This is a genomic window from Staphylococcus nepalensis (genome assembly GCF_002442935.1).
Taxonomy (GTDB): Bacteria; Bacillota; Bacilli; order Staphylococcales; family Staphylococcaceae; genus Staphylococcus; species Staphylococcus nepalensis.
Window position 1 is genome coordinate 478,938 of sequence record NZ_CP017466.1, and the last position, 24,591, is coordinate 503,528.

22 protein-coding genes and 1 riboswitch are annotated in these 24,591 nt (G+C 33.6%); of the genes, 14 read left to right on the forward strand and 8 right to left on the reverse strand.

The window, feature by feature from the left end:
- Window positions 1-109 precede the first annotated feature (109 nt).
- The 4 genes from BJG89_RS02020 to BJG89_RS02035 are packed head-to-tail and all read left to right on the forward strand — an operon-like array spanning window position 110 to window position 4,178.
- Window positions 110-2,050 carry a BglG family transcription antiterminator gene (locus BJG89_RS02020; RefSeq protein WP_096808301.1) on the forward strand — a complete coding sequence of 647 codons (1,941 nt, stop codon included), beginning with the start codon at window positions 110-112 and terminating at the stop codon, window positions 2,048-2,050.
- 10 nt (window positions 2,051-2,060) lie between these two features.
- A complete protein-coding gene (locus BJG89_RS02025; protein ID WP_096808302.1) occupies window positions 2,061-2,501 on the forward strand; it encodes a PTS sugar transporter subunit IIA in 441 nt (146 codons plus the stop codon).
- A 5-nt stretch (window positions 2,502-2,506) separates the two neighbouring features.
- Entirely contained in the window at window positions 2,507-2,791 is a 285-nt protein-coding gene (locus BJG89_RS02030) for a PTS sugar transporter subunit IIB (RefSeq protein WP_096808303.1), read from the forward strand.
- Window positions 2,792-2,813: 22 nt separating this feature from the next.
- Complete coding sequence (locus tag BJG89_RS02035; protein ID WP_096808304.1) at window positions 2,814-4,178, forward strand: PTS ascorbate transporter subunit IIC; 1,365 nt, start codon at window positions 2,814-2,816, stop codon at window positions 4,176-4,178.
- Window positions 4,179-4,257: 79 nt separating this feature from the next.
- Here the strand turns inward: BJG89_RS02035 and BJG89_RS02040 are convergent, their stop codons facing one another.
- Together BJG89_RS02040 and panE are read right to left on the reverse strand one after the other, a co-directional pair.
- Window positions 4,258-4,785 carry an acyl-CoA thioesterase gene (locus BJG89_RS02040; RefSeq protein WP_232514205.1) on the reverse strand — a complete coding sequence of 176 codons (528 nt, stop codon included), beginning with the start codon at window positions 4,783-4,785 and terminating at the stop codon, window positions 4,258-4,260.
- Between the two features lie 121 nt (window positions 4,786-4,906).
- Window positions 4,907-5,824, reverse strand: coding sequence for a 2-dehydropantoate 2-reductase (gene panE / locus BJG89_RS02045; protein ID WP_096808306.1), 918 nt, complete (start codon window positions 5,822-5,824; stop codon window positions 4,907-4,909).
- Window positions 5,825-6,204: 380 nt separating this feature from the next.
- Window positions 6,205-6,311: riboswitch (SAM riboswitch) on the forward strand.
- 86 nt (window positions 6,312-6,397) lie between these two features.
- Here panE and BJG89_RS02050 point away from each other — a divergent pair.
- The 6 genes from BJG89_RS02050 to BJG89_RS02075 all read left to right on the forward strand — a co-directional run bounded on the left by BJG89_RS02050 (window position 6,398) and on the right by BJG89_RS02075 (window position 14,304).
- On the forward strand, window positions 6,398-7,213 hold the full coding sequence (locus BJG89_RS02050; protein WP_096808307.1) for a MetQ/NlpA family ABC transporter substrate-binding protein: 816 nt from the start codon (window positions 6,398-6,400) through the stop codon (window positions 7,211-7,213).
- Between the two features lie 53 nt (window positions 7,214-7,266).
- The gene (locus BJG89_RS02055; RefSeq protein WP_096808308.1) at window positions 7,267-8,199 is read left to right on the forward strand and encodes a lactate/malate family dehydrogenase; all 933 of its coding nucleotides are present in this window, start codon (window positions 7,267-7,269) and stop codon (window positions 8,197-8,199) included.
- Between the two features lie 265 nt (window positions 8,200-8,464).
- Complete coding sequence (locus tag BJG89_RS02060; RefSeq protein WP_096808309.1) at window positions 8,465-10,327, forward strand: BglG family transcription antiterminator; 1,863 nt, start codon at window positions 8,465-8,467, stop codon at window positions 10,325-10,327.
- A 78-nt stretch (window positions 10,328-10,405) separates the two neighbouring features.
- Window positions 10,406-12,349: a PTS fructose transporter subunit IIABC gene (locus tag BJG89_RS02065; protein WP_096808310.1), complete on the forward strand. Its 1,944-nt coding sequence runs from the start codon at window positions 10,406-10,408 to the stop codon at window positions 12,347-12,349.
- Window positions 12,350-12,365: 16 nt separating this feature from the next.
- Window positions 12,366-13,301, forward strand: coding sequence for a mannose-6-phosphate isomerase, class I (gene manA, locus BJG89_RS02070; RefSeq protein WP_096808311.1), 936 nt, complete (start codon window positions 12,366-12,368; stop codon window positions 13,299-13,301).
- Window positions 13,302-13,407: 106 nt separating this feature from the next.
- The gene (locus tag BJG89_RS02075; RefSeq protein WP_096808312.1) at window positions 13,408-14,304 is read left to right on the forward strand and encodes an ROK family protein; all 897 of its coding nucleotides are present in this window, start codon (window positions 13,408-13,410) and stop codon (window positions 14,302-14,304) included.
- A gap of 105 nt (window positions 14,305-14,409) precedes the next feature.
- On the opposite strand, the gene BJG89_RS02080 is transcribed toward BJG89_RS02075, so the two are convergent.
- The 5 genes from BJG89_RS02080 to BJG89_RS02100 form a co-directional block, all read right to left on the reverse strand.
- Complete coding sequence (locus tag BJG89_RS02080) at window positions 14,410-14,868, reverse strand: threonine/serine exporter family protein (RefSeq protein ID WP_096808313.1); 459 nt, start codon at window positions 14,866-14,868, stop codon at window positions 14,410-14,412.
- A 12-nt stretch (window positions 14,869-14,880) separates the two neighbouring features.
- Window positions 14,881-15,633, reverse strand: coding sequence for a threonine/serine exporter family protein (locus BJG89_RS02085; RefSeq protein ID WP_096808314.1), 753 nt, complete (start codon window positions 15,631-15,633; stop codon window positions 14,881-14,883).
- Window positions 15,634-16,086: 453 nt separating this feature from the next.
- Entirely contained in the window at window positions 16,087-17,376 is a 1,290-nt protein-coding gene (locus tag BJG89_RS02090) for a homocysteine synthase (RefSeq protein WP_096808315.1), read from the reverse strand.
- A gap of 359 nt (window positions 17,377-17,735) precedes the next feature.
- A complete protein-coding gene (locus BJG89_RS02095) occupies window positions 17,736-18,980 on the reverse strand; it encodes an MFS transporter (RefSeq protein WP_096808316.1) in 1,245 nt (414 codons plus the stop codon).
- Window positions 18,981-19,081: 101 nt separating this feature from the next.
- Window positions 19,082-19,639: a TetR/AcrR family transcriptional regulator gene (locus tag BJG89_RS02100; protein ID WP_096808317.1), complete on the reverse strand. Its 558-nt coding sequence runs from the start codon at window positions 19,637-19,639 to the stop codon at window positions 19,082-19,084.
- A gap of 183 nt (window positions 19,640-19,822) precedes the next feature.
- Here BJG89_RS02100 and BJG89_RS02105 point away from each other — a divergent pair, with 183 nt between their 5' ends.
- The 3 genes from BJG89_RS02105 to BJG89_RS02115 are packed head-to-tail and all read left to right on the forward strand — an operon-like array spanning window position 19,823 to window position 22,341.
- Window positions 19,823-20,527, forward strand: a complete 705-nt coding sequence (locus BJG89_RS02105; RefSeq protein WP_096811190.1) for an ABC transporter ATP-binding protein — start codon at window positions 19,823-19,825, stop codon at window positions 20,525-20,527.
- A gap of 2 nt (window positions 20,528-20,529) precedes the next feature.
- On the forward strand, window positions 20,530-21,675 hold the full coding sequence (locus BJG89_RS02110) for an ABC transporter permease (RefSeq protein ID WP_096808318.1): 1,146 nt from the start codon (window positions 20,530-20,532) through the stop codon (window positions 21,673-21,675).
- Between the two features lie 18 nt (window positions 21,676-21,693).
- The gene (locus tag BJG89_RS02115; protein WP_096808319.1) at window positions 21,694-22,341 is read left to right on the forward strand and encodes a TetR/AcrR family transcriptional regulator; all 648 of its coding nucleotides are present in this window, start codon (window positions 21,694-21,696) and stop codon (window positions 22,339-22,341) included.
- Between the two features lie 102 nt (window positions 22,342-22,443).
- Here BJG89_RS02115 and BJG89_RS02120 read toward each other — a convergent pair whose 3' ends face one another.
- Window positions 22,444-22,914 (reverse strand): thioesterase family protein, encoded by a 471-nt coding sequence (locus BJG89_RS02120; RefSeq protein WP_096808320.1) that lies wholly within the window; start codon window positions 22,912-22,914, stop codon window positions 22,444-22,446.
- 504 nt (window positions 22,915-23,418) lie between these two features.
- Between BJG89_RS02120 and BJG89_RS02125 the strand changes: the two genes are divergently transcribed.
- On the forward strand, window positions 23,419-24,510 hold the full coding sequence (locus BJG89_RS02125) for a YkvI family membrane protein (RefSeq protein ID WP_096808321.1): 1,092 nt from the start codon (window positions 23,419-23,421) through the stop codon (window positions 24,508-24,510).
- The last annotated feature ends 81 nt before the right edge of the window (window positions 24,511-24,591 follow it).

Here is a 24,591-nt window from a genome sequence, read left to right on the forward strand (position 1 = left end):
GTAACTGCTTGTGATAGGTGTGCAACTTTTCGGATTACGAGACGAAAGAGATTACACACCTATCATTAATAGTAAGCGGTTACAATATATATGTAAGGAGGTTGCTCGTGTGTTAAGCAAGAGACAGCATCATATATTAACATTCTTACTTGAACGTGAATCGTTTATACCTATTCATCAGTTAGCTACACAATTTAATGTTTCAGAAAGGACAATACAATATGATTTAGAATATATAGAAAGTATGGCACAGAAATTAGATTTAACTATTTTTAGAAATAAAAATACAGGTATCAAGATTGAAACTACAATGCCACTCAATGATATGACTAATCGATATACAGCGACTTCAATTCATTATTCTAAAGAAGAGCGCATACGTTATATCATACTGAAATTGTTTGAGTCTAATATTCCGACATCTTCCCAATCATTAGCTAACATGGTTTCAGTCACACGTAGAACAATTGTAGATGATTTAAAAAGTGTACAAATCTGGTTAGCCTCATATAATTTGAAGTTAACATATATCAAAAACAAAGGATTTATTATAGAAGGTGAAGAAACACATTACCGCAAGGCATATGCGTCATGTGTACACGAATATTTTCAAAATCATACACATCAAATAGGACATAAACTCTTTTCTAATAAAGAACTAGAAGATATTCGATTGGCTGTAACGTCAGTGTTATTTGAAGCAAATTATCAATTAGTTCAAAGCGCAATAGATGGTTTGATTTATCACATATTAATTGCGATACATCGTGCTAAAGAAAAGTTTGTTTTTGAAATTCCCGAAGTAGAATATGAAAAATTAGCAAAAACAGACCAATTTCGTGTGGCATTATTGATAAAAGCATCTTTAGAGGAAAAATTTGAAATACATTTTCCGAAAAGTGAAGCAGGTTTTATCACGTTGCATTTATTAGGCGCTAAAACGTCAGAAATGAACTATGCAAGTGAAGACGTAGATGATTTAGAAATTTTGACGGAACAATTGATCGAACGGATCAGTGCTGATTTAGGACTAGATTTATTGAATGATAGCAAATTATTAAATGGATTGATTGTTCATTTGAGACCAGCTATTCATCGATTGAAATTTGACATGACACATAAAAACCCACTAACAGATGAAATACACCAACAGTACCATCACATGATTGAGAGATTGCAACATCATATTTGGGGGATTGAAGAGAATTATCAAATTTGTTTTAACAGAGATGAATTGGCATATATTACGCTGCATTTTGCATCAGCTATTGAACGTATTTCAGCGATTACAACAAATGCTATAAAAGTAGTGCTCCTTTGTGGATCTGGTGTAGGGACATCGCAATTATTGAAAAGCAGGATACGGCATATCTACCCTGAACTAGAAATTGTAGACGCTTATTCAATATATGAAATTAACGAAACCCTATTGAAACATGAAGGCGTCGATTACATTATTTCAACCGTGCCATTTGAACATGAATCGATACCTGTACTTCATGTTTCGCCATTTTTAGATAAAAACGATCGAAAGCAAATGAACGATATTATTAATATTTCAAGAGAAAAATACGTTAATGATATCAAGGGATTAGGACCAACATTGCAAGACGTTTTACCAGGAAATAGGATTTTAACATGCCAGCCTTCACTTTCTAGAAATGAAGCTATTAAGCAAAGCGTTGGAGCGTTAGTTGATGATCAAATTGTAGATGATATTTATGCAGAAGAAATTATTGAACAACTCGATGCGTTCGGACCCTATATGGTTATTAGCCCGCATATCGCGTTATTACACGCTAAACCAACACATGTTAAAGGTTCAGTAGGGTTTAGCATTGTACATTACAAAGGTGGTATTCATTTTGAACATAACCAATATGATCCTGTTTTTATCATAGTGACATTAGCAACAGCACAACCCCAAATCCATTTGAACGCATTAAGACAATTTAGTGAATTAGTGATGGACGAACAGTATAGAAACAAACTGTTTTTAGGAGATATGAATGAAATCATGCATTGTATCAATGAGGTGAGTCAACATTAAGGAGGAAAAAATGACATTAGAAATTTTATCAACTGATAAAGTGCAAGTGCTTGATAAAGTGGAAAACTGGCGTGAAGCGATTCGTGTTGCAGCTCGTCCTTTACAAGAGCAAGATTATTTTAAACAAGATTATATTGACGAAATGGTTCATAGCGTAGAAAAGCTAGGGCCATATATTGTCATTGCACCTGAAATAGCTATCGCACATGCACGACCTAATGACAATGTAAAAAAGATAGGTTTAAGTTTGTTGAAATTAAATCAGCATATTAACTTTTCAGAAGAAGGGCATTACGCTTCGTTAATTTTTGTTTTAAGCGCTGTAGATAATGAAGGGCATTTAGAAATACTAAGGCATTTAGCAACGACTTTAGGCGATCAAGAGACCGTTTCGGTATTGTTAAAAGCACAAACGCCGGTTGAAATTATAAATATATTTAAAGGAGAATGATGAAAATGAAAATTTTAGTAGTGTGTGGTCACGGTTTAGGAAGTAGTTTTATGGTAGAGATGAATGCGCAAGAGGCATTGAAAAATTTAAATGCGCCATCAGATATTAAAGTAGAACATAGCGATGTTATGAGCGCCAGTCCAGATATGGCAGATTTATTTATATGCGGTAGAGATTTAGAAGAAAATACACAAAAACTAGGCGACGTGATTGTACTAGATAACATATTAGACAAAGAAGAACTACAACAAAAATTAGATGAAAAATTAACTGATCTAAACGTACTTTAATATTCAGTAAGGAGGTAATACGATGAAGCCAATACTTGATTTTATCGTTGATGTGTTAAGCCAACCAGCGATATTAGTAGCCTTAATCGCTTTTATTGGATTGATTGTCCAAAAAAAATCAGCCACTGATATTACTTCAGGTACAATAAAAACGATTTTAGGATTTTTAGTCTTGAGTGCAGGTGCCAATGTGGTGACACAATCGTTAGAACCATTTGGTAAAATTTTCCAACATGCATTTGGTGTACAAGGCGTTGTACCGAATAATGAAGCTATCATTTCAATTGCTTTAGAACAATATGGCACGACTGCAGCATTAATTATGGTCTTTGGTATGATTGTAAATATTATTATTGCACGTATTACAAATTTGAAATATATATTTTTAACAGGCCATCATACATTTTATATGGCTGCATTTTTAGCAATATTATTGTCAGTTGGTCATATAACAGGTACATTGACTGTGATTATTGGTGCAGTGATTTTAGGTTTGATAATGGCATTATTACCTGCGTTAGCACAACCGACAATGAAAAAAATTACTGGCAATAACCAAGTCGCGTTAGGGCATTTCGGTACGATGAGTTACTGGGCTGCGGGCGAAATAGGAAAGTTATTTAAAGGAAAGTCTAAATCTACGGAAGATATCAATTTTCCGAAAGGATTGAGTTTCTTAAGAGAAAGTACGATTAGTATTTCGTTAACAATGACATTACTTTATTTTGTAGCAGCGTTATTTGCTACACCAAGTTATGTACATGCAGAAATTAGCGACGGACAGAACTTTATTGTATTTTCACTTATCCAAGGTGTTACTTTTGCAGCAGGTGTGTTTATTATCTTAACTGGGGTTCGCTTAATTCTTGCAGAAATTGTACCTGCATTTAAAGGCATCTCTGAAAAATTAGTTCCTAACACCAAGCCAGCATTAGACTGCCCGATTGTCTTTCCTTATGCACAAAACGCTGTGTTAATAGGCTTTTTTGTAAGCTTTATTGTAGGCGTTATTGGCATGTTTATATTATTCTTATTCGGTGGCGTGGTTATCTTACCAGGTGTAGTAGCACACTTTTTCTTAGGCGCTACGGCCGGTGTATTTGGTAACGCAAGAGGAGGCATAAAAGGCGCAGTTGCTGGTTCAGCATTAAATGGTCTTTTAATTACTTTCTTGCCACTTTTATTCCTACCGTTTTTAGGTGAATTAGGTGGCGCTGCTACGACATTCTCTGATACAGACTTCTTAGTAGTAGGTGTTGTATTAGGAAACATCGCTAAATACTTAGGGATTATCGGCATCATTATCTTAATTATTATTGTTGCAGCTGTATCAATCATGTTACAAAAACGTACAAATCAAAAAGAAGCAAACGAACAGCAATCATAAATAAAACAAGGGACGAGTCAGAAACCATATTTTTCTAAAATGATTTCGTAGACGCGTCCTTTTTAATGCCAATTTACATTCATGCTTTATAATAAACAAGCTGAGTTGTTGTAGCTAATAATACCCCATTAGAACTCCAAATTTCACCGGTTTGATCGTAGAAACCCTCATTAAAATTAATTGCACGGGTGTGTCCTAGCACAGGTTGCGCTCTCTCTTTACCTAAAGTTGATGCATCTATGTGAAAATAGATTGTTAATGATACTGTCCCAATCGGAACGAAAGGTTCGCGACGGACGTATATTCTAGGGAAAAAAGCATCGCAAATGGATGTGAGTGATAGGTAATCTAATTTTCTCTTTGGCATGTCTTCTATCCATTGCAATGTAACAGAATCTGTAACGCTGTCGTTTGTAAAGGCACGAGGCGCACCTTTAATGATTCTAATATCATAATTTTGTACCCATGGCGGTACATCTATCATTGGTAATTTGGGAACTTCTTTGAATGGAGGCGCTTCTGGCATTGCTAATTCTGTAGAAGACCAAGTGTTCCTTTTGAGTGCAGTCACGGCAGTACTTGATATAACTGTTTGTTCATTTTGCAAGAGTTCTACGTACCAGTGTTGGGTTGAGCGATTTGTTCTTGTTGGTTTAAGTATGTTGCGTTATCCAAAGGGTGTGATTGCATATTGAATGCCATTTACAAGTCTCTCCATTTTGTATTTATTATTGAATCATTTCTTTATATACCTTGTGGTTTTGATATGAAGCATATAGTAGTGGCGCATTTAGTTGATACTGTTTCGCTAGATTTAATAAATAACCTTGTAAATGGTCAGCTTCGATATTCAATCCTTTTTCCATGTCGCGTTGCATAGAAGTTTTGAAATGGTAAGATAACTGAGTTAACCCCTTCATATATTTTTCAACGATATTGTCATCCAGTGGTGCTTTATGAGTTCGTATAATAGATGCAACTTCTTCATATAAAGATCGGACGAAATCCACGCCACCTTTACTGTCGCGTATAGGACCGATTGGTGCATGCATCATTGTTGTGACGCTAGATAAAACAGTGATCATTAAATATTTTTGCCATATACCACGGTTAATATCAGAACTTAACATAAAGTCGGATTTGGAACCGGAAAAAGATTGCTCTATTAGTTTAGCTCTATCACTAACTGTACCATCCAATTCTCCAAAGAAAAGTTTGTCAAAATCGCTTGTTTGTACGACTTCACCAGTTGTATTTAAGGCAGTTTCAATGATGCAATACCCGCCCATAATTTTATTTTTTCCAAAAATAGATTGTAACTTTGGAATATGTGCGACACCATTAAGTAATGGGATAATCACAGTTTGTTCGTGTACAAATGGTTTTAAGTCCTCAATCGCTTGGTCAAGATGATACGATTTTGAAGACAACAGGATAACATCAAAGGGTTCCGTTTCTGCTTCTTTAGTCATCAACTGTGGATTAAAGCTATAATCTCCATTGTCACTATGAATCACTAAACCATTTCTTTCTAAATAGGATTTTCGTTTCGGTCTTACTAAGAAAGTGACATTTTTACCGCTTTCTACTAAACGACCACCAAAGTATCCTCCTATGCCGCCTGCTCCCAAGATTAAAATACGCATCTTAAACACTCCTTGTTTTTCTAATGAATAAATATTGCTATTTATATACCACTATTCCTTTAAAGTTACGCATACAAGATTGCGAAGTGATTTATTATTAAACATCAATCAATAGCTCATATTTAAAATGATCATATAAATTATGATGGTCACAGGTTTGTTTATATTTAATGAAAAATCGCCAAAATCCTACTAGTTAGCATTATTTTACATAATTTGAATGGATTTATTTATTACTAATCATGTAGATATATCCGTTTCACATGGAACAATTTCTATCCATTTATTTAAAATGGTTAATAATTAGAATTTTCTAAAATTTCATTGACTAAATATGAGTATAATGCTAGGATTAATACAACTCAAATACATAGTTTTGACTCTTATCAAGAGTGGTGGAGGGACGTGCCCGATGAAACCCAGCAACCATCGTTTAATGAAATGGTGCTAATTCACAGGAAGTAATGTTTACTTTCGGAGATGAGAGAAGGTGGATACTTTCTCTTATTTAAGAGGAAGTATTTTTTTACATATGAGTTCATTTTGTTTTAAAACATATTAAGGAGAGATGTTATGAAAAAGTTAATCAGCTTAGCTATATTAGTGTTTTTTACAATAATACTCGTAGCGTGTAGTTCATCCAATGGTAAAGAAAATAAAAAAGTTACAATCGCCACATCACCAGCACCGCATGGAGAAGTATTAAAACATGCTAAAGATGAAATGAAAAAAGAAGGTTATGATTTGGAAATTAAAGTGGTTAATGATTATAAAGTACCTAATAAACTTTTAGATAAAGGCGACGTAGATGCGAACTTTTTCCAACACGTCCCTTATTTAAAAGCGGAGAGAAATGATCACAATTATAATATAGAAGAAGTGGGAAAAGTATTTACGACGCCAATGGGAGTTTATAGTAAAAAGTATAAAGATATCAAAGATATTCCTAATGGGTCTACGATTTATGTTTCGAATAATCCGGCAGAAGAAGGGCGTTTCTTATCTTTTTTCGTAGATAAAGGATTAATTAAAATTAAAAAAGGCGTCAACATTGAAGACGCTAAATTCGATGATATTGTAGAGAATAAAAAGAACCTTAAATTTAATAATAAGCAAGGCGCAGAATTTTTACCTAAAACATATAAGAGCAAAGAAGGCGCAGCTGTTATTATGAACTCGAATTATGCTATTGATAACGGTTTAACACCGCATAAAGATGCCATCGCAATTGAAGGGAAATCATCTCCATTTGCAAATATTATTGCAGTTCAAAAAGGTCATAAAGATGATGAGGAATATCAAACATTATTGAAAATTTTACAGTCTGACGATATGAAGCAATTTATTGAAAAAGAGTATAACCAAGATGTGGTTTCGTATGAAAAATAACCAAAGAGTGAGATAATTAATATATGATATAAAGACATAGGGGGCAAGGATATATGACAAAATTAGGCATCATTGGACTTGGTAGAGTTGGAAGTCAAGTTTTAACAGATGTGCAGAGTTTAAATATTTTTTCAGAAATTGTATTAATTGATACAAATGAACAAAGAGCGAGTGGAGAAGCGTTGGACCACGAACATATACAAGGTTTACCTAATTCCAATCATATTGACATACATACCGGAGGATATGAAACATTAGCTGACGCGGCATTTATTGTAGTCACATCAAGTGTACCGACTGATCCTGAAGTAGGTGACCGTGTTGCTTTGGCGCAAGGAAACCGTAAAATGATAAAAGCAGTCATGGAACAAATTAGTCAAGTAACACAAGACGCGATTATTATTTTAGTTTCTAACCCAGTAGATACAATGACTTATTTAAGCAATCAAGTAGATTATCCAACACATAAGATAATCGGGACAGGAACAGCTTTAGAAACGTCACGTTTTAAAACGTTAATATCAAAATATTATCAAGTAGACCCTAAAAATATTGAAGCTTTTGTAATTGGCGAACATGGTGTACACGCAGTACCAGTATGGAGTAAAGTAAGGGTGCATGGCATGGAACTACATGAGTTTGAAAAATTGGCTGGTATACCGCCCATTGATAAAGAGAAAATCATTGAAATTATTGATAAGGTATCTATGGATGTTTTTTATCAAAAAGGATGGACGAATGCGGCGATTGCTAAAGTAGTCAATTATGTTATTCAATCCATATATTTAAACCAAAAAACAATTATGCCATTAACTTCAATTAGTAATGAATATGGATTGGCAGAAAGCGCCTTTAGTTTACCCACTTTAGTAACTCGTGATGGTATTCAGCAACGTTTTGAAGTTCAGTTGAGTGATGTAGAACTTGAACAACTAACTGAAGCACATCAATACATTCAACAAACCATTGCTAAAGCAAGTGAATAATTTTTGAAGACGTAATTATAGTACGTAGAAAGAAAGCATAGTTTAAAAAATGTCTTGTTTCGTACGATAACAAGATATGTTTTTATAGGGCGGGAATATAACGTTAAATTTAATGTTATATTCCCGTCTTTATATACATCATTAAAAACCAAATTATATCAAGATATCTTGCTTAAATGATAAGTTATGACTACAATTGACTTGATATTATAAGGGATAATCACTACAGAAGACGTAGGTAGTAAAAGAAAAGTGTGGTGTATATATGTTAAAAAGACATACAAAACTTATACAGTTGTTTATGAGTAACAAAAATTATTATCTAAGTGGGGATGAGATTGCAAGTTATTTAAATGTTTCTAATAGAACTGTGAGAAACGATATACAATACATCAATAGTGAAATTATCAATAGTTTGATTACAAGCGTTAAAGGAAAAGGATATAAAATCAATTATAATCGTTATAGCGAGGAAACATTAGAAACGTTGATTCAGACATTTTTGACTCAGGAAAATGAGATATTATTGAAACTTGGGTATGAGCTATTGATGTATCAAAAACCTATTACAATTGAACAAATAGAAACAGAATTTACAATTACCAAAAAAGAAGCTCATGATTATGTGAACAGAATACAAGCATGGTGTCGTTCATTTGGAATAGAAGTAGATATTAAAAAGAAAAAAGGTATTACAATAATCGGTAACGAAATGGATGTCAGAAATGCGATATTACATTTGAATCAGTTATCTACGAAAAATAAAACAGTCGAAGCACTTATATTTAATGAAATGCCACAAGCACATATTAAAACAATATTCCATATTATTAAAGCAACTTTAAAGCAACATGATATTCAGACTTCTGATTTACGCATTGAGCAATTGCTCATTCATTTGATTATTATTATAAAAAGAGAAAGGGCAAGTGAAACATCGTGGGTTGTAAATGAAGAGGCGCAAGAAATAGCTGAACAATGTATCAAAGATATCAATTATAAATTAGCCTATCGTTTATCTAATGAAACTGCCCAATTGTTTTCATTTTTTATTAGCTATTATTTTAATAAATATGATTTAGGTTTAGAAACCATTTTTGTTGAAAGTTATATTGATCGTATGATTTATCAAATGGAGCAGCATATCGGTATTAACTTTACAAACGATGACATATTAAGAGAAAATGTTTATGCACATTTCAGCAGAACTTACTTGCGTATTGTTAAAAATGTATATATCAACAACCCACTAACGGACGAAATAAAGAAATATTATCCATTTGTTTTTAATGCTTTGTATGAAACAGTCTATCACCTTGAAAAAGATTCAAAATTAAGCTTGGTCGAAGATGAAATTGCTTTTTTAGCTTTACATTTTCAATCCTCTATTGATCGGAATAATAGAGAGGAAATTAATATTGTAATTACATGTTATTACGGATTAGGTATATCTAGTTTGTTAGAAGCGAAGATTGCAAACCTGGATGATCATATTAAAATTATTGATACTTTAAGATTGGAGTTACTAGCAACATACGATTTTTCAAATATAGATGCACTTATCACAACGCATCCAATAGATACTACGAATTTACCAGACACACTAAAAGTAATTGAAGTGTCTCCGTTACTTTCTGATGGTGACGTCAACGAAATTAAAACGTTTATAAATCACAAGCGAAATCCTGTATTAAAGCAAAGTGAAATATTTGATATTCAATTTGATGTTCAGACGATTACAAGTGAAGTTGCTGCCTCACATGTTTTTGAAAAGGCTCAGGAATTTTTAACGCAACAATATGCGATTACTGAAACTTATATGCAGAGCGCAATAGAACGCGAACAATTTTCTTCTACATATATTGGTAATGGCATCAGCATCCCACATGGTAATCCAAAAGAAGTTATGAAGTCTCATGTGCTGATATTCAAAAACCCTCAAGGATTTATATGGAAACAACATAAAGTTAAATTAGTATTCTTTTTAGTAATAACAGAAAACGATGCGCCTGTTATGAAAAAATTAATACACCTCATTGCGAAATTAAGTGAACATGATGTCGATCAAATAATGACGATGGAAACACAAAAGTTAAAACAACATATTATAAAATTAATTAAAGCATAATTGCCACTAGCAACGGCAATTATGCTTTTTTATCTATATAAGCAAGCGTTTACAATGAGGTGTAAGGAGGATGACATTATGAAAATTTTAGCAATTACATCGTGTCCAAACGGCATAGCGCATACTTATATGGCGCAAGAAAAACTAGAACAGGCTGCTGAAGAGATGGGCGTCAATATAAAAGTAGAGACCCAAGGCGGCGTTGGGGCCGAAAATGTTTTAACAGCAAAAGAAATAAAAGAAGCGGATGGTATTATTATAGCGGCAGATCGCCAAGTGGATTTATCACGTTTTGACGGGAAATTAATTATCAACGAAAGCGTGAGAGAAGGTATTCATAAGCCAAAAGAATTAATCCAACGTATAATTGATAGAGATGGACATATTCATCATGATCGTAGTGGGAACACGAATCAAGAAGATGAAGAACAAAAAAGTGGCATGCAAATGTTTTATCAACATTTAATGAATGGTGTCTCTTTTATGGTGCCTTTCATCGTAGTAGGTGGATTGTTAATGGCTATTGCATTAACGTTAGGCGGAGAAGCAACATCTAAAGGTTTAGTGATACCAGAAGATTCATTTTGGAAATCTATTGAAAATATTGGTAACTTAGCATTTAGCTTTATGGTTCCTATATTAGCAGGCTATATCGCGGTTAGTATTGCGGATAAGCCTGGTTTAGTGCCTGGTATGATCGGTGGTGCGATTGCTGCAGATGGTAGTTTTTATGGTAGTGATGCAGGTGCAGGCTTCTTGGGAGGTATCGTTGCTGGTTTTATTGCAGGTTATATTGCGAAGTGGGTTAAAAATATTAAAGTACCTAAAGCGATGGCGCCGATTATGCCTATCATTATCATACCTATTATTTCGTCATTAATTGTCGGACTGATTTTTATTTTCTTAATTGGTGCGCCGATTGCAAGTATTTTTGAAGGACTGACTACTTGGTTGAAAAGTATGCAAGGAACTAATATTGTTATTTTAGCTTTAATTGTTGGTGCTATGATTGCCTTTGATATGGGCGGCCCAGTCAACAAAGTAGCATTTTTATTTGGCTCAGCTTTAATTGCAGAAGGAAATTATGCAGTTATGGGAATGGTTGCAGTAGCGGTATGTACGCCGCCCCTTGGTCTGGGACTTGCTACATTTGTAAATAAACATAAGTTCAATCAAGGTGAAATAGAAATGGGGAAAGCTTCATTTACAATGGGATTATTTGGTATTACGGAAGGCGCAATTCCCTTTGCTGCACAAGACCCATTTAGAATGATACCTGCCAATATGATTGGTGCTATGGTTGCTGCTGTAGTTGCTGCCATTGGCGGCGTAGGTGATAGAGTGGCACACGGTGGCCCGATCGTTGCAGTTTTAGGAGGCATCGATCAAATATTATGGTTCTTTATCGCAGTAATCATTGGTAGTATTGTTACAATGAGTGTAGTTTTAATTTTAAGAAGAAAAACACCAACACTTGCAGTTGAGGCTGATAATGTAGAAACAAGCATGGCTAGTCCTGATAAAACAACTCAAGGTAAAGAGGATGACAAGTTAGAAGAAGAGGAGCAAACATCAGAAGCCAATAGCGTCTTTAATGAAAAAGTAATTCATATTTCTGAACAATCATTGTCTAGAGACGAAGCGATTGATCAACTGATAGAAAATTTAAATGAACATGGTTATATAACTGATAAAGCACAATTAAAAACAGATGTTTTAAAACGAGAATCAGAATCAACAACAGCTATTGGTATGAATGTAGCGATTCCTCATGCCAAGTCAGATGCGGTTAAAGCACCTATTGTAGCAGTGATGAACAATAAGCAAGGTGTAGAGTGGGAAAGTTTAGATGGTACATCACCACAAATGATATTTTTAATCACTGTCCCAAGTGATAGTAGTGACACACACTTAAAATTATTACAAAGACTATCAAGAGCCTTAATGGACGATGACATTCGTCAGAGTTTAATAAATGCGACACGTAAGGAACAGATTTATAATATATTAAAAGATATTTAGATGGAGGTTCATTGACATGCCATTATTTTTAAAACCAGTATTTCAAGAACGCATATGGGGTGGGACAGCTCTAAAAGCATTCAATTATCACATCCCCTATGAGAATACAGGAGAGTGTTGGGCGATTTCGGCACATCCAAATGGTACGAATATAATAGAAAATGGAAAACATAAAGGGAAGACGTTAGAAGCAGTATGGGATGAAGATAAATCGTTATTTGGTGTATCAGGAGATGCAAAGTTTCCATTGTTAACCAAAATATTAGATGCAAATGATAAATTATCAGTACAAGTTCATCCAGATGATACTTACGCACAAAAATATGAAGGTGAATATGGTAAGACAGAATGCTGGTATATATTAGATGCTAAAGAAGATGCTGAAATTATTTACGGTGTTCATGCGAAAGACCAAGAGGAATTAGATGAAATGATAGACCACCAACAGTTTGATGCGTTGTTTAATAGAGTTAAAGTCAAACCAGGAGATTTTTTCTATGTGCCTGCTGGTACAGTTCATGCCATTGGAGAAGGTATCTTAATATTAGAAACGCAGCAATCTTCGGATACAACATATAGAATATATGATTATGATCGTACAGATAAAGCAGGTAATAAACGTGATTTACATTTAGAACAAAGTAAATCAGTGATTAATCTTTCAACTAATTCGCCTAACACAACGCCTAAACACGAAGTGATTCAAGGTCAAAATTACACGCAATTTGTTTCGAACAGTTTCTTTACTGTTGAGCGTTGGGTAATGAACGGTAAGTTGACTTATGAAAAGCCTAACACGTATTGCCTTGTATCAATTGTGGACGGAAACGGTGAGATAAGTATCAATAACGACGTTTATACTTTAGAAAAGGGGACCCATTTTATCTTAACAGCAACAGATCAAGCCATAATATTTAACGGTGAAATGACAATGATTATAAGTTACGTATAAAATGAAGAGGTGGGAAAGACTGATTTAGTTTAAGGCAAATTAGTTTTAACTCCACCTCTATTTATTCATAATTAAAATTATAAAATGAATGATGGAGTTGTTCTGAATGTTAAAAATTTGTACAGATATAGGTGGTACCAAAACAATTGTTGGACTTATAGATGAACATTTAGCAGTGATTGAAAGCCAAAAATTCGATACTTATATAAATGATCCAGAAGCAGAGTTTTCGGAAATTATGAGTATCGCAAATAAATATAAAGAAAATTATAAAAACATCGATCAAAATACATTAAATATCGCTATGCCAGGGCCGTGTGACTATACGAAGGGATTATTTTTAAATCCACCCAATTTGCAAGATTATATTGGCTTCAACGCAGGAGATTACATAAAACAACACAGTGAATTTACACCTCATTTTGTAAACGATACAGATGCTGCTATATTAGCTGAATATCAATACATCAAATCGGAGACCAAAGATATCATCTATTTAACGATAAGCACTGGCATTGGGATGGCATATATCAGAAATGGCCAGCTTATCACAGGTGTTGATGGCAATTTTGGTGAGATTGGCCATACGATTATAAAAAATGACAGCAATTATCAATGTCCTGTTTGTCATCAATTTGGTTGTGTTGAAAATGAACTTTCAGGATTAGCTATTAGTCGAAAAGCGAGTGATATATTAGAAAGAAAGGTGAGTACGAGAGAAGCTATCGATATTTTCATGAATAAAGCAGATGAAAATATCACGAGGATGATGGATGAAGTATTATTATTAACGCAACAATTGTGCAATAACTTATATAACATATTTAATGTTTATCATATTGTGCTTGGTGGCGGGGTGACTCAAAGTGTATTACCATATAAAGAAATGATTGAAGATTATACACAAAAGCACCATTTAATCCAAAAGAAACCATTTCACATTAAAGTAAGTGATTTAAAAGTAAATGTATTAACAGGGCTTTATTTTGTTAATCCGCAATAAGAAATAAGCTTATTATTAAATATAGATAGCGAGAACCCAACTGATTTTTAATTAAGGTTTTGGGGTCTCGCTTTTTTGAATCGTAGTGGTATTGAATCGCTAAAACTATAACCTATTTCGCTTAATTGAAATGTATTTTCTAATATTTAAAGTTTTAGATAATTGATCAGAAAGCAATAAGCCTAAGGCAATAGAACCAGCGATTAAAATAGCTCTTATAAAGGTATTTGTTGCATCTGTAAAATTTAAAGTGACAAGTTGTTGTGTAGCCCTAAAAGCAATACTACCTGGCACTAGAGGGATAATGCCTGGAATCATAAAAAGTACAACAGGCGCTTTAAAAATCCGGCTCATCATTTGCGCAATTAATCCTAAAGTTAAACTACCAACTAAACTTGAATATATAGCATCTATTTCGAATGATTGTTCTAAAATATAACTGACAAAGTAACCCATTGAACCAGCAAAGCCAGCAGGAATAAATAATTTTTTAGGCGCGTCGTATATGACATTAAAGAAATAGGATGCGCTAAAACTACATAAAAATGTGAATAAAATCGTCAAAATACGGCCTCCTTAAAAAATGGAATAAGCGATTGCAATGCCAGAGCCAATTGCAAAAGCAATCACTAACGCTTCTAAGAATTTTGCAGTAAACATTAACATATGCCTACTAAATAAATCTTGAATAGCAGTAGTTATCAGTACGCCTGGTACGATGGGCATAACAGAAGCAATCATAGCTGGGCCAAATGATTGCTTCACATGAAATAATTCAGAGCCAAATATAACTATTGTCCCTAAAATAAAGGAACCTATAAATTCAGGTATAAACATCGTTAAAGATTTACTTTGCATATATTCGACTATCAAAAATCCTACTGCACCAGCAACAATGGTTGTAAGCGCATCAGCCCACGTGCCACCTTGTAAGTATAAAAAACTTAATGAAATAATACCTGCAGCAATGACTTTTTTCCATAGAGGAATGCTTAAATTGGATCTATCAATATGTTGAAGTGAGTGAAACGCTTCTTCGATAGAAAGTTGATTGCCTGTAAGTTTACGTGAAATGGCATTGACTTGAAATATTTTAAGTAAGTTAGTGCTGTTCTTATCAATACGTAAAATGCGAGTATCATGTGCTTCACTTAATGAAAAGTTAATAAATACGTTAATTACATATCCTTGACTGTTATAGTAACCCATACAAATTGCTATACGTCTCATCGTATCTTCTATACGAGCGATCTCTGCTCCAGAAGATAACAAGATTTTGCCTGCAAGTAATATCACATTCATGGTTGCTTTATCTTTATAGTTATCCAAACGGCACCTCCAACTCATTAAATAATTATAGTTATTATCGCAATATTAATATGTAATTTCAAAGAGAAATTTTCAGAAACCAGAAAATATATACATAAGAAATATTACGCTGCCAGTAGTCTTCGGTTTGTGTGAGGTTAGATTACCAGGACGTCTTAAAAGGTGGGATAGCCATAATATTTCTCGAAAAGAGTCCCTTGTCACGCACGTATAAGGAAAAAAATGAAAGGGTTGCAGTTTTGTATAAGAACTATAATGGCAAATGGGTAACATGCGCATATGCTCATGCATAAACACGGCTGTTCTAATAATTTGAAAAATAGCGCTTTAAACGTAGTTATTTAAAGGCGATACTTTACAAATACTGCCTTTATACTAAAAGAGAGCGAGACATCATTGATGTCTCGCCTCATTTAAACACTATTTATTTTAAATATTAGCATACTTAAAAAATTATTTTCCAAGAGCTTCTGATAAGCCTTGCTCAAGATCTGAAATGATATCATCAATATTTTCTGTACCTACTGACAGTCTGACTAATTCTGGTAGTACTCCAGAAGCTTGTTGTTCTTCTGGTGATAACTGTAAATGTGTAGTGCTCGCCGGATGGATTACTAATGATTTTGAATCTCCTACATTTGCTAGATGAGAGAATAAATGTAAAGATTCTACAAATTTAGCAATATCTTCAACAGAACCATCTACACCAAATGTTAAAATAGCGCCTTGACCATTCGGTAAATATTTTTGAGCGAGGTCGTGGTACGCATTGCTTTCTAAACCAGGATAATTGACCCAAGAGACATTTGGATGGTTTTCTAAAAATTGAGCTACTTTAAGTGCGTTTTCTGAATGGCGTTCGAGACGAAGGTGTAATGTTTCTAAACCAATTAAAAATTCATGCACATTAAAAGGCGAAACTGCAGAACCTAAATCGCGTAATAATTGAACACGTGCTTTTGTGATATAAGCAGCTTCACCCACGTCATTGGCATATGATACACCGTGATAACTTGGATCTGGTTCAACTAAACCAGGGAATTTTCCATTGTTCCAATTAAACTTCCCACTATCAACAATAATGCCACCAATTGAAGTACCGTGACCGCCTATAAATTTTGTTGCAGAATGAACAATGATATCTGCACCATATTCAAAAGGACGTAATAAATATGGCGTAGGGAAAGTATTATCTACAATTAACGGAATGTTATGTGCATGTGCGATATCAGCTACTGTCTCAATGTCTAAAACATCTATTCTAGGATTACCAATTGTTTCAGCATATACAACTTTAGTTTTATCTGTAATTGCCGATTTAAAATTATCTGGATTACTAGGATCTACGAAGTGTACTTTAATCCCTAATTTTTTGAAAGTGACATTTAATAAGTTATATGTACCGCCGTATAGATTAGAAGATGCGACAATTTCATCACCATTTTCTACAATGTTGAGCAATGCTAAATGAATTGCGGCTTGGCCAGATGAGGTAGCTAAAGCCCCAATACCACCTTCAAGTGCGGCGATACGTTCCTCAAAAACATTTTGTGTTGGATTCATAATTCTAGTGTAAATATTTCCTGGTTCTTCTAAAGCAAAAAGTTTTCTTGCATGTTCTGTATCATCAAACACATAACTAGAAGTCTGGTAAATAGGTACTGCACGTGATTTTGAAAAGTCATCTACCTCTTGCCCAGCGTGAATAGATAAAGTGTCTAAATGCCAATTATTTTGAGACATATATAAGTCCTCCTATAAAATTGAATTTTCTGATAATTAACACTATACAAGAGGGTTTCTTCTATTTCAAGTATCCTTACTGAAAAAGTAAGAATTATTTTGGGCCTATTTCAAAGTATGTTACAAAAAATGATTAAATATCATAAAGTCAGAATTCATAAAAAGCGGAAAATTGACAGGTAATAGGATCGGATTGTAGTTGTGCGCAAGCAACTAAACTAAGTAACATATCCATCAAGCGTTTCAAATATAAACATACGCCTTCATTTCAAATGAAGGCGCGTTGCTTGGAATAAGAATATTGTTATCTATGACCCATAAAACCATTTATTGATTAATATTTCCTGGGTTATGCTTAATTAGTAATATTGATGATCTGTATGGTGCGTTTCACTGTCCTCTATATGTTCATGGTTTATAATTTCGGGGTTTTGGTGTTGGAGTTGGCTGTAGTCTCCTTTTGGTAATTGGTTTTCTTCTAATTTAACTTTAGGATAAATGAAAAGTGGAATAAATCCAATGACACCATAAATAATAAAAGTATACATAAAATTAAATGCATCAATTAATAACCCTGCCAATGAGGCACCAATAACTTGTCCAACAGCTAACATTAAAAAAGGGATACCTATACCAAGAGAAGCGTTTTTAACAAATATTTTAATACCCCAAACTAGAAGTACACCCGTTAAGAATATATAGCTCATTCCAAATAAAGAGGCAGATACAAATGGAATTAACCAAATGTTTGGAGTGAAAGCAAGCGCAATCGTTGCAATTGCGAGTGCAATGACACCTAAATTAAACGCATAATGAAGACCTCGTTTATCAATTATTGCGCCAGATATACCACCTATCATGCCAAATAATCCAATTAGAATCCAAAAGATAGAAAGGGCGAAATCAGAATAATTTCCTGTATTTTGCACAAATGATTTAGAAAATGTCCAAAAAGTAGCTGTTGAAATTCCTAACAACGTGGAGGTTATCACGATACGTGTACTAGCTGATATATCCCGTATATTAAATGAACCGGTATGAATATTTATATCTTCTTTCAATGAAGGAATAATAAGGTAGTTCCAAATTAAAACAGCAAGCGCTAATATTGCATAAACAAAGTAAGTTTGTCTCCAATCTATAAAAGCAAACATTGCTGTAATACCAGTGAACATCAAACCAATACTTGTACCTGAATTAATCCAAGTATTCGCTTTCCCTTGTTCATGGACTTTAATCCATAAAGAAATGGTATAACCATAAGGTGGGGAAATTAAGCCTGTACTTGCACCTGCAAAAATAACGCCGATGGATAGAATGATTGCGTTCGGTGAAAATCCAATACCGACCAAACCAATCAATACAGAAAAACCGGCAAGCATAATCATACGTTTAGGGCCAATTTTATCTGTTTGTAGCGTAGAATAAATAATAGTAAAACAATAGGCTAAATAAAATAAAGATGAAATAACACCAGATTGTGAAGCAGTTAAATGTAAATCATTAGTGACTTCTGGTAGAAATAACCCAAAACTAAAACGGCCTAAACCATATGTTGTCGCTATCATAGCGATACCAGGGAACACAAGTTTAGAAAACTTCATTACAAATTCCTCCTTTATTAGATAGAATGTTCATTCTATTTTCCGGTTTAAAAAATACGAGATGAGTTATAAAATAAATTATTCTCGATCTCGTTTAAAAATTAAACGCCTTTATGAGCCTCGTTAAGTAATAAATCAGCCATTGTTATAGCATGTGATGTTGCTTTTTTAGAGCCAAGTAAGGCTGTCATGGACGTTGTGCCCTCAAGTAATAGTGTAAATTGAATTGCTAGATCTAAACCGTTAACGATGCCTGCATCATTCGCAAGTTTTTCTAAATAATTTAATAAACGTTGTTTATGCCCTCGAGCTATGTTTTCAATTTCATTATCTGTGTATGCATAATCTTCAATCGCTCTCATAAACATATCACCCTTATATGAATGGTCGTTGAGCCATTCGCAATGTGCTTTCACTGCTGAGATAAAAGGCTGATTTGGTTGCTTCTCTACGTAACTGTCTAAATAGTACCAATATCTAGCTTCACGTTGTTTTAATACTGCTTCGACTAAATTGTCCTTAGAATCAAAGTGATTATATAAAGTCATAGTGGCGACATTAGCTTCTTGAATAATTTGTTTTAAGCCTACGCCACGAAACCCATATTCATAAAACAAACGTTCAGCAGTTGATAATATATCTTGCCTTTTTTGTGACAATAATCTCACACTTTCTTAGTAGAATGACCGTTCTATCTAAAAATAACAATTATATCGTTGATTGTCAAAGTCAATGCTAAATTCGTCATGAAAAACATTGCTATTTTGACACTTTGTAAAAAAAGAGGTAAGATGCTTTCAAAGTGAGCGTTTACTCACTAAGAAAGAAGTGGGGTGTTGATGATGATTGAAGTGAATCACGTAAGTAAAAATTTTGGTGATAAAAAAGTGCTCAAAGATATAAATATTTCATTTGAAAAGGGTGAAATTGTTGGTTTGATTGGTCCATCTGGGACTGGTAAAACAACTTTAATTCAGTGTATGTTGGGCATGGAAAACCTAGATGGCGGCGGAGTGACAATAGATGGTGTTGAAATGCCAAACAGGAAAACTTTAATGGATATTGGTTATATGGCACAAAGTGATGCGCTTTATGAAGACTTAACTGGAAGAGAGAATTTGGAATTCTTTGGTAGTATTTATATCAAAAAAAGAAAAGACATTAAAGCGCGTGTGAAAATATGTAGTGATATGGTGAAATTACAAGCGTCATTAGATAAAAAAGTTTCAACCTATTCTGGTGGAATGAAACGTAGGTTGTCTTTAGCTATTAGTTTTTTACAAAATCCTAAGATATTGATTCTAGATGAACCGACAGTAGGCATCGATCCTAAACTAAGGCAAGCCGTATGGGAAGATTTAAACGCAGCAAAATTAGAAGGAAAAAGTATTCTTGTCACTACACATGTATTGGATGAAGCAACGCGCTGTGACAAACTTTTACTTATGAACCACGGCGAAATTATTGCTATGGGTACACCACAGCATATTAAAGATCAATATCAAGCAGATACGATTGAAGAAGTATTCTTGAAAATGGAGGATTAAATATGAATGCCTTTTATATTGCTAAGCGTATTTTTAAACAGACGATTAGGGATGTGCGTACGCTAATGTTACTCCTTGTAGCACCACTTTTAATATTAACGCTATTATATTATATATTTACGGTTTCAGATAATACAAATGGCGTCAAGGTAGGGCTGCATGACGTCCCCCAATCACTGGTAAACGAATTGCATGGTCAAGATATCACTACTGAATCATTTAACAATAGCCAAAATATTGCACACAAAATTAAAGAAGATAACTTAACAGGGTTTATTTATATGGAAAATGATCAGTTAGAAGTTACCTTTGCAAATGATAATCCAACAGATAGAGGTGTAATGAGCTCAGCTAATCAACAATGGCTTATGAATCATAATATGAATCAAATGAAAGAAAATACAGAATCATTAAAAGAAGCTTTAAATCATATCAAATCACAAGCAGCTAATAACCCTGAAATGGCGCAAAGTTTATCAGGTAATGAACAAAATGTAGGTAAGCCAATAGGAATGAATACGCATTATTTATATGGTAGTGACGATGCTACTTATTTTGATATGATAAACCCAATTTTAATAGGATTTTTCGTGTTCTTCTTTACTTTTTTAATTTCTGGTATTGGTTTATTAAAAGAACGAACATCAGGTACCTTAGAACGTTTATTAGCTTCACCTATTAAACGGAGTCATATTATTTATGGCTATATTATGGGATACGGCATGTTTAGCGTGATTCAAACGTTTGTAGTGGTCATATATGCAATATATGTATTAAACATCGCTGTAGAGGGCTCGGTTTGGTTAGTGCTAGCTACAACTATATTAACTGCGCTCGTAGCATTAACATTCGGTATACTCTTATCAACGTTCGCATCTTCAGAATTTCAAATGATCCAATTTATACCACTTGTAATCGTTCCTCAAGTGCTATTTGCAGGGTTAATACCTGTGTCATCAATGAATATAGGGTTACAATACTTCGCACATGTCATGCCGCTGTTTTATACAGGACAAGCTATTCAAGATGTAATGATTAAAGGCTTTGGAATACAAGATATTTATATCCATTTATGCGTACTATTTGGCATTTTTGTGTTGTTATTGATTTTAAACGTGCTAGGTATGAAGCGGTATAGAAAAGTTTAAGTATAGGTGGGAATGAACATGAATCGAAATATTAAAGCTATAGTTGAAGAAATTGTACCTAAATTAAATCATTTAACTGAAAAGCAACGTTCAGTTATCGAAAGCGCACTCTTACTTTTTAGTGAAAAAGGGTATAACAAGACGAGTACAAGTGATATCGCTAAAAGAGCAGGTGTAGCTGAAGGTACAGTATATAAACAATTTAAAAATAAAGAATCACTTCTATATGCAGGGTTGCTTCCTGTAATCAAAGATAATATAGCCCCAACTGTCGCTATGGAATTTATGAATGAGTTGAAAGCTACAAATACTTTGAGTTCGTTTATAAACACGTTCGTGGATAATCGTTCTGAATTCATGTATAAAAATAGGTTACTGCTGAAGGTAATATTAAATGAAGCAATGACGAGCGAAGTATTTCAATCTGTGGTGCTTGAAATATTTAATAAACGTCTTGTAAGTAATTTAAAACCAATGGTCCAACGACTGATTGATCAAGGTGAAATGCGTGATGTTAAAATAGAATATTTTGTACGTACATTAATTGCGCAGTTAATGAATTTAAATATTGGCTATTTAATCGATTTGAACGGCCATCGTGGTGGATCATATGACCAACATCTATCATTTACCAAAGAAAGTCTTTATTATATGTTTAAAGCGTAATAAATATGTTTGATTAGCTAGAATAACAAGCGTAACACAGAAATTAAAGTATGGACGTCTGTGTTACGCTTGTTTTAGTTAAAAAGTTTCAAGTAGTATCTTTTATTTTCTAGTAATACCAATGACATGGCCTAATTGTGTAGGTGCTTCAAAAGTTGGTTGAACATGATAAGCTGATTCGATTTTGTCTAAGATGGCCTGAGGGAATGACATACTACGACGTGTAACACGACTAACACCGATCATTATGACTTCATATGTAGCGACGCGCTCATCTTTGCCATTATACATAGTGAGAAATAAATGTACTCTTTTTGTATCATAATCATAAATGTGTACTTTAACGTAAAACGCATCATCTAATAAAAGTTCTTTCAAAAATGATATATGTGATTCTAAACTGAAAATAGTAATTTCGTGCGTCTGTCGATAAGAAACATATAGGTCGACTGATTCAAAAAACCCAACGACTACATCACTGAAAATGGAATAATATTGTGCATCATGCATATGGTTATTATGATCTATCCAAGATGGTTGCACCGTGTTTTTATAAATGTATTCCTCTGTCACAAGATCACTCCTATAATATAAATTTAATCGTAACCTATATTATTGTAACAGCAATCAACAGTTTAAGTTAGTAAATTGATTGAATTCAGGAATGATTGCATGCAACAAACATGTTAACATCATTTCTATATTTTAATATACATCATTAAAAATGAAGTAAATTGATAAAGAATATTAAGTGAGTTATTATAATAATGTAAACGCTTGCAAATTTAAATGTTTGTTATTTATATAATCATTTATAATTATGGAATCAAAGGGGAGATGGAAAGGAATAGAAATCCTATACTTTTAAAGCTTGTGTTGTCCTGCTAAGGCTTCAGTAACTAGAAAATGATATAAGCGTGAAGTGCTTTACAAATAGCGTTTTAAAAACTTAAAGTGTATAATCAATTCAGTTATTATAGCTAATATCAAAAGAGTATAGAGAATATTTATTTATATTCCAAACGTTTGTGAATGCTTGAAAGTGGTTTTAACTTAACATTAGCGAAGGAGATTTATATGAAAAGGATATTTTTAATAGGTAGTGCATTCATTGGTATTATCGTGGGTGCAGGATTTGCCTCAGGGCAAGAAATATTACAGTATTTTACGAGTTTCGGAACTGCTGGTATACTTGCAGGCGTTGTTTCTACCGTGTTATTCGCCTATGTAGGTATGATGTTGGTTTGGTTAGGTAGTAAATTTAAAGCTGAGGGACACAATGACGTTATACATAAATTGACTGGTGGTACAGTATTTGGCAAAGTCATTGCATGGCTAGTAGATATTGTACTAATCATTGCTTTATTTGGATTTGGTGTCGTTATGCTTGCAGGCGGAGGCTCAAATTTTGAACAACAATTTGGTATACCAGCCGTGTATGGTACTGCGCTCATGGTTATATTAGTGCTGCTATTTGGTATGCTACGCGTAGATAGCGTGGTGAAAGTAATTGGTAACATTACTCCGCTATTGATTATTTGCATTATCATCGTTGCTATATATTGTTTATTTACGATGTCAGGTTCGTTTAGTGAATTAGATACATTAGCTAAAAGTCATAAATCAGCTGTACCACATTGGTTTATTGCAGGCGTTAATTATGTCTCACTTAATGTGGGACTAGGCGCATCTATGTCCATCGTTATGGGTGGTAATGAGAGAAATAGTAAAGTTGCTGCATGGGGCGGTTTAGCTGGTGGTTTTGTATTAGGATTAATGATTATGGTAAGCCACTTAGCAATTTTTTCTAAAATTGAAACAGTGGGGCATTTACCATTACCAATGCTCGGCTTAGTCAATGATATTTCCCCTATTTTAGGTGTATTTATGTCAATTGTTGTTTATTTAATGATATTTAATACTTGTTTAGGCATGTTTTATTCGTTAGCTACACGTTTCACTGAAATTGAAACGAATCAATTTAAAATATTTTATACGATATTCACTTTAATTGGTTTCGTCATTAGTTTTGCAGGTTTTACAGATTTAATGACATTCTTCTATCCAGTCATAGGATATATGGGAATTATTATTATCATCGTATTAATTTATGCACCATTTAAGATGAAACGTATCAAAAAACAAGGTAAATCATTTCAAGATATGTAAAGGATAGTCTGTAATAGCTATATATTTTTGTAGCATAAATATTAAGGTAAAATGAATGTATATGAAACTAAAAATATTAAA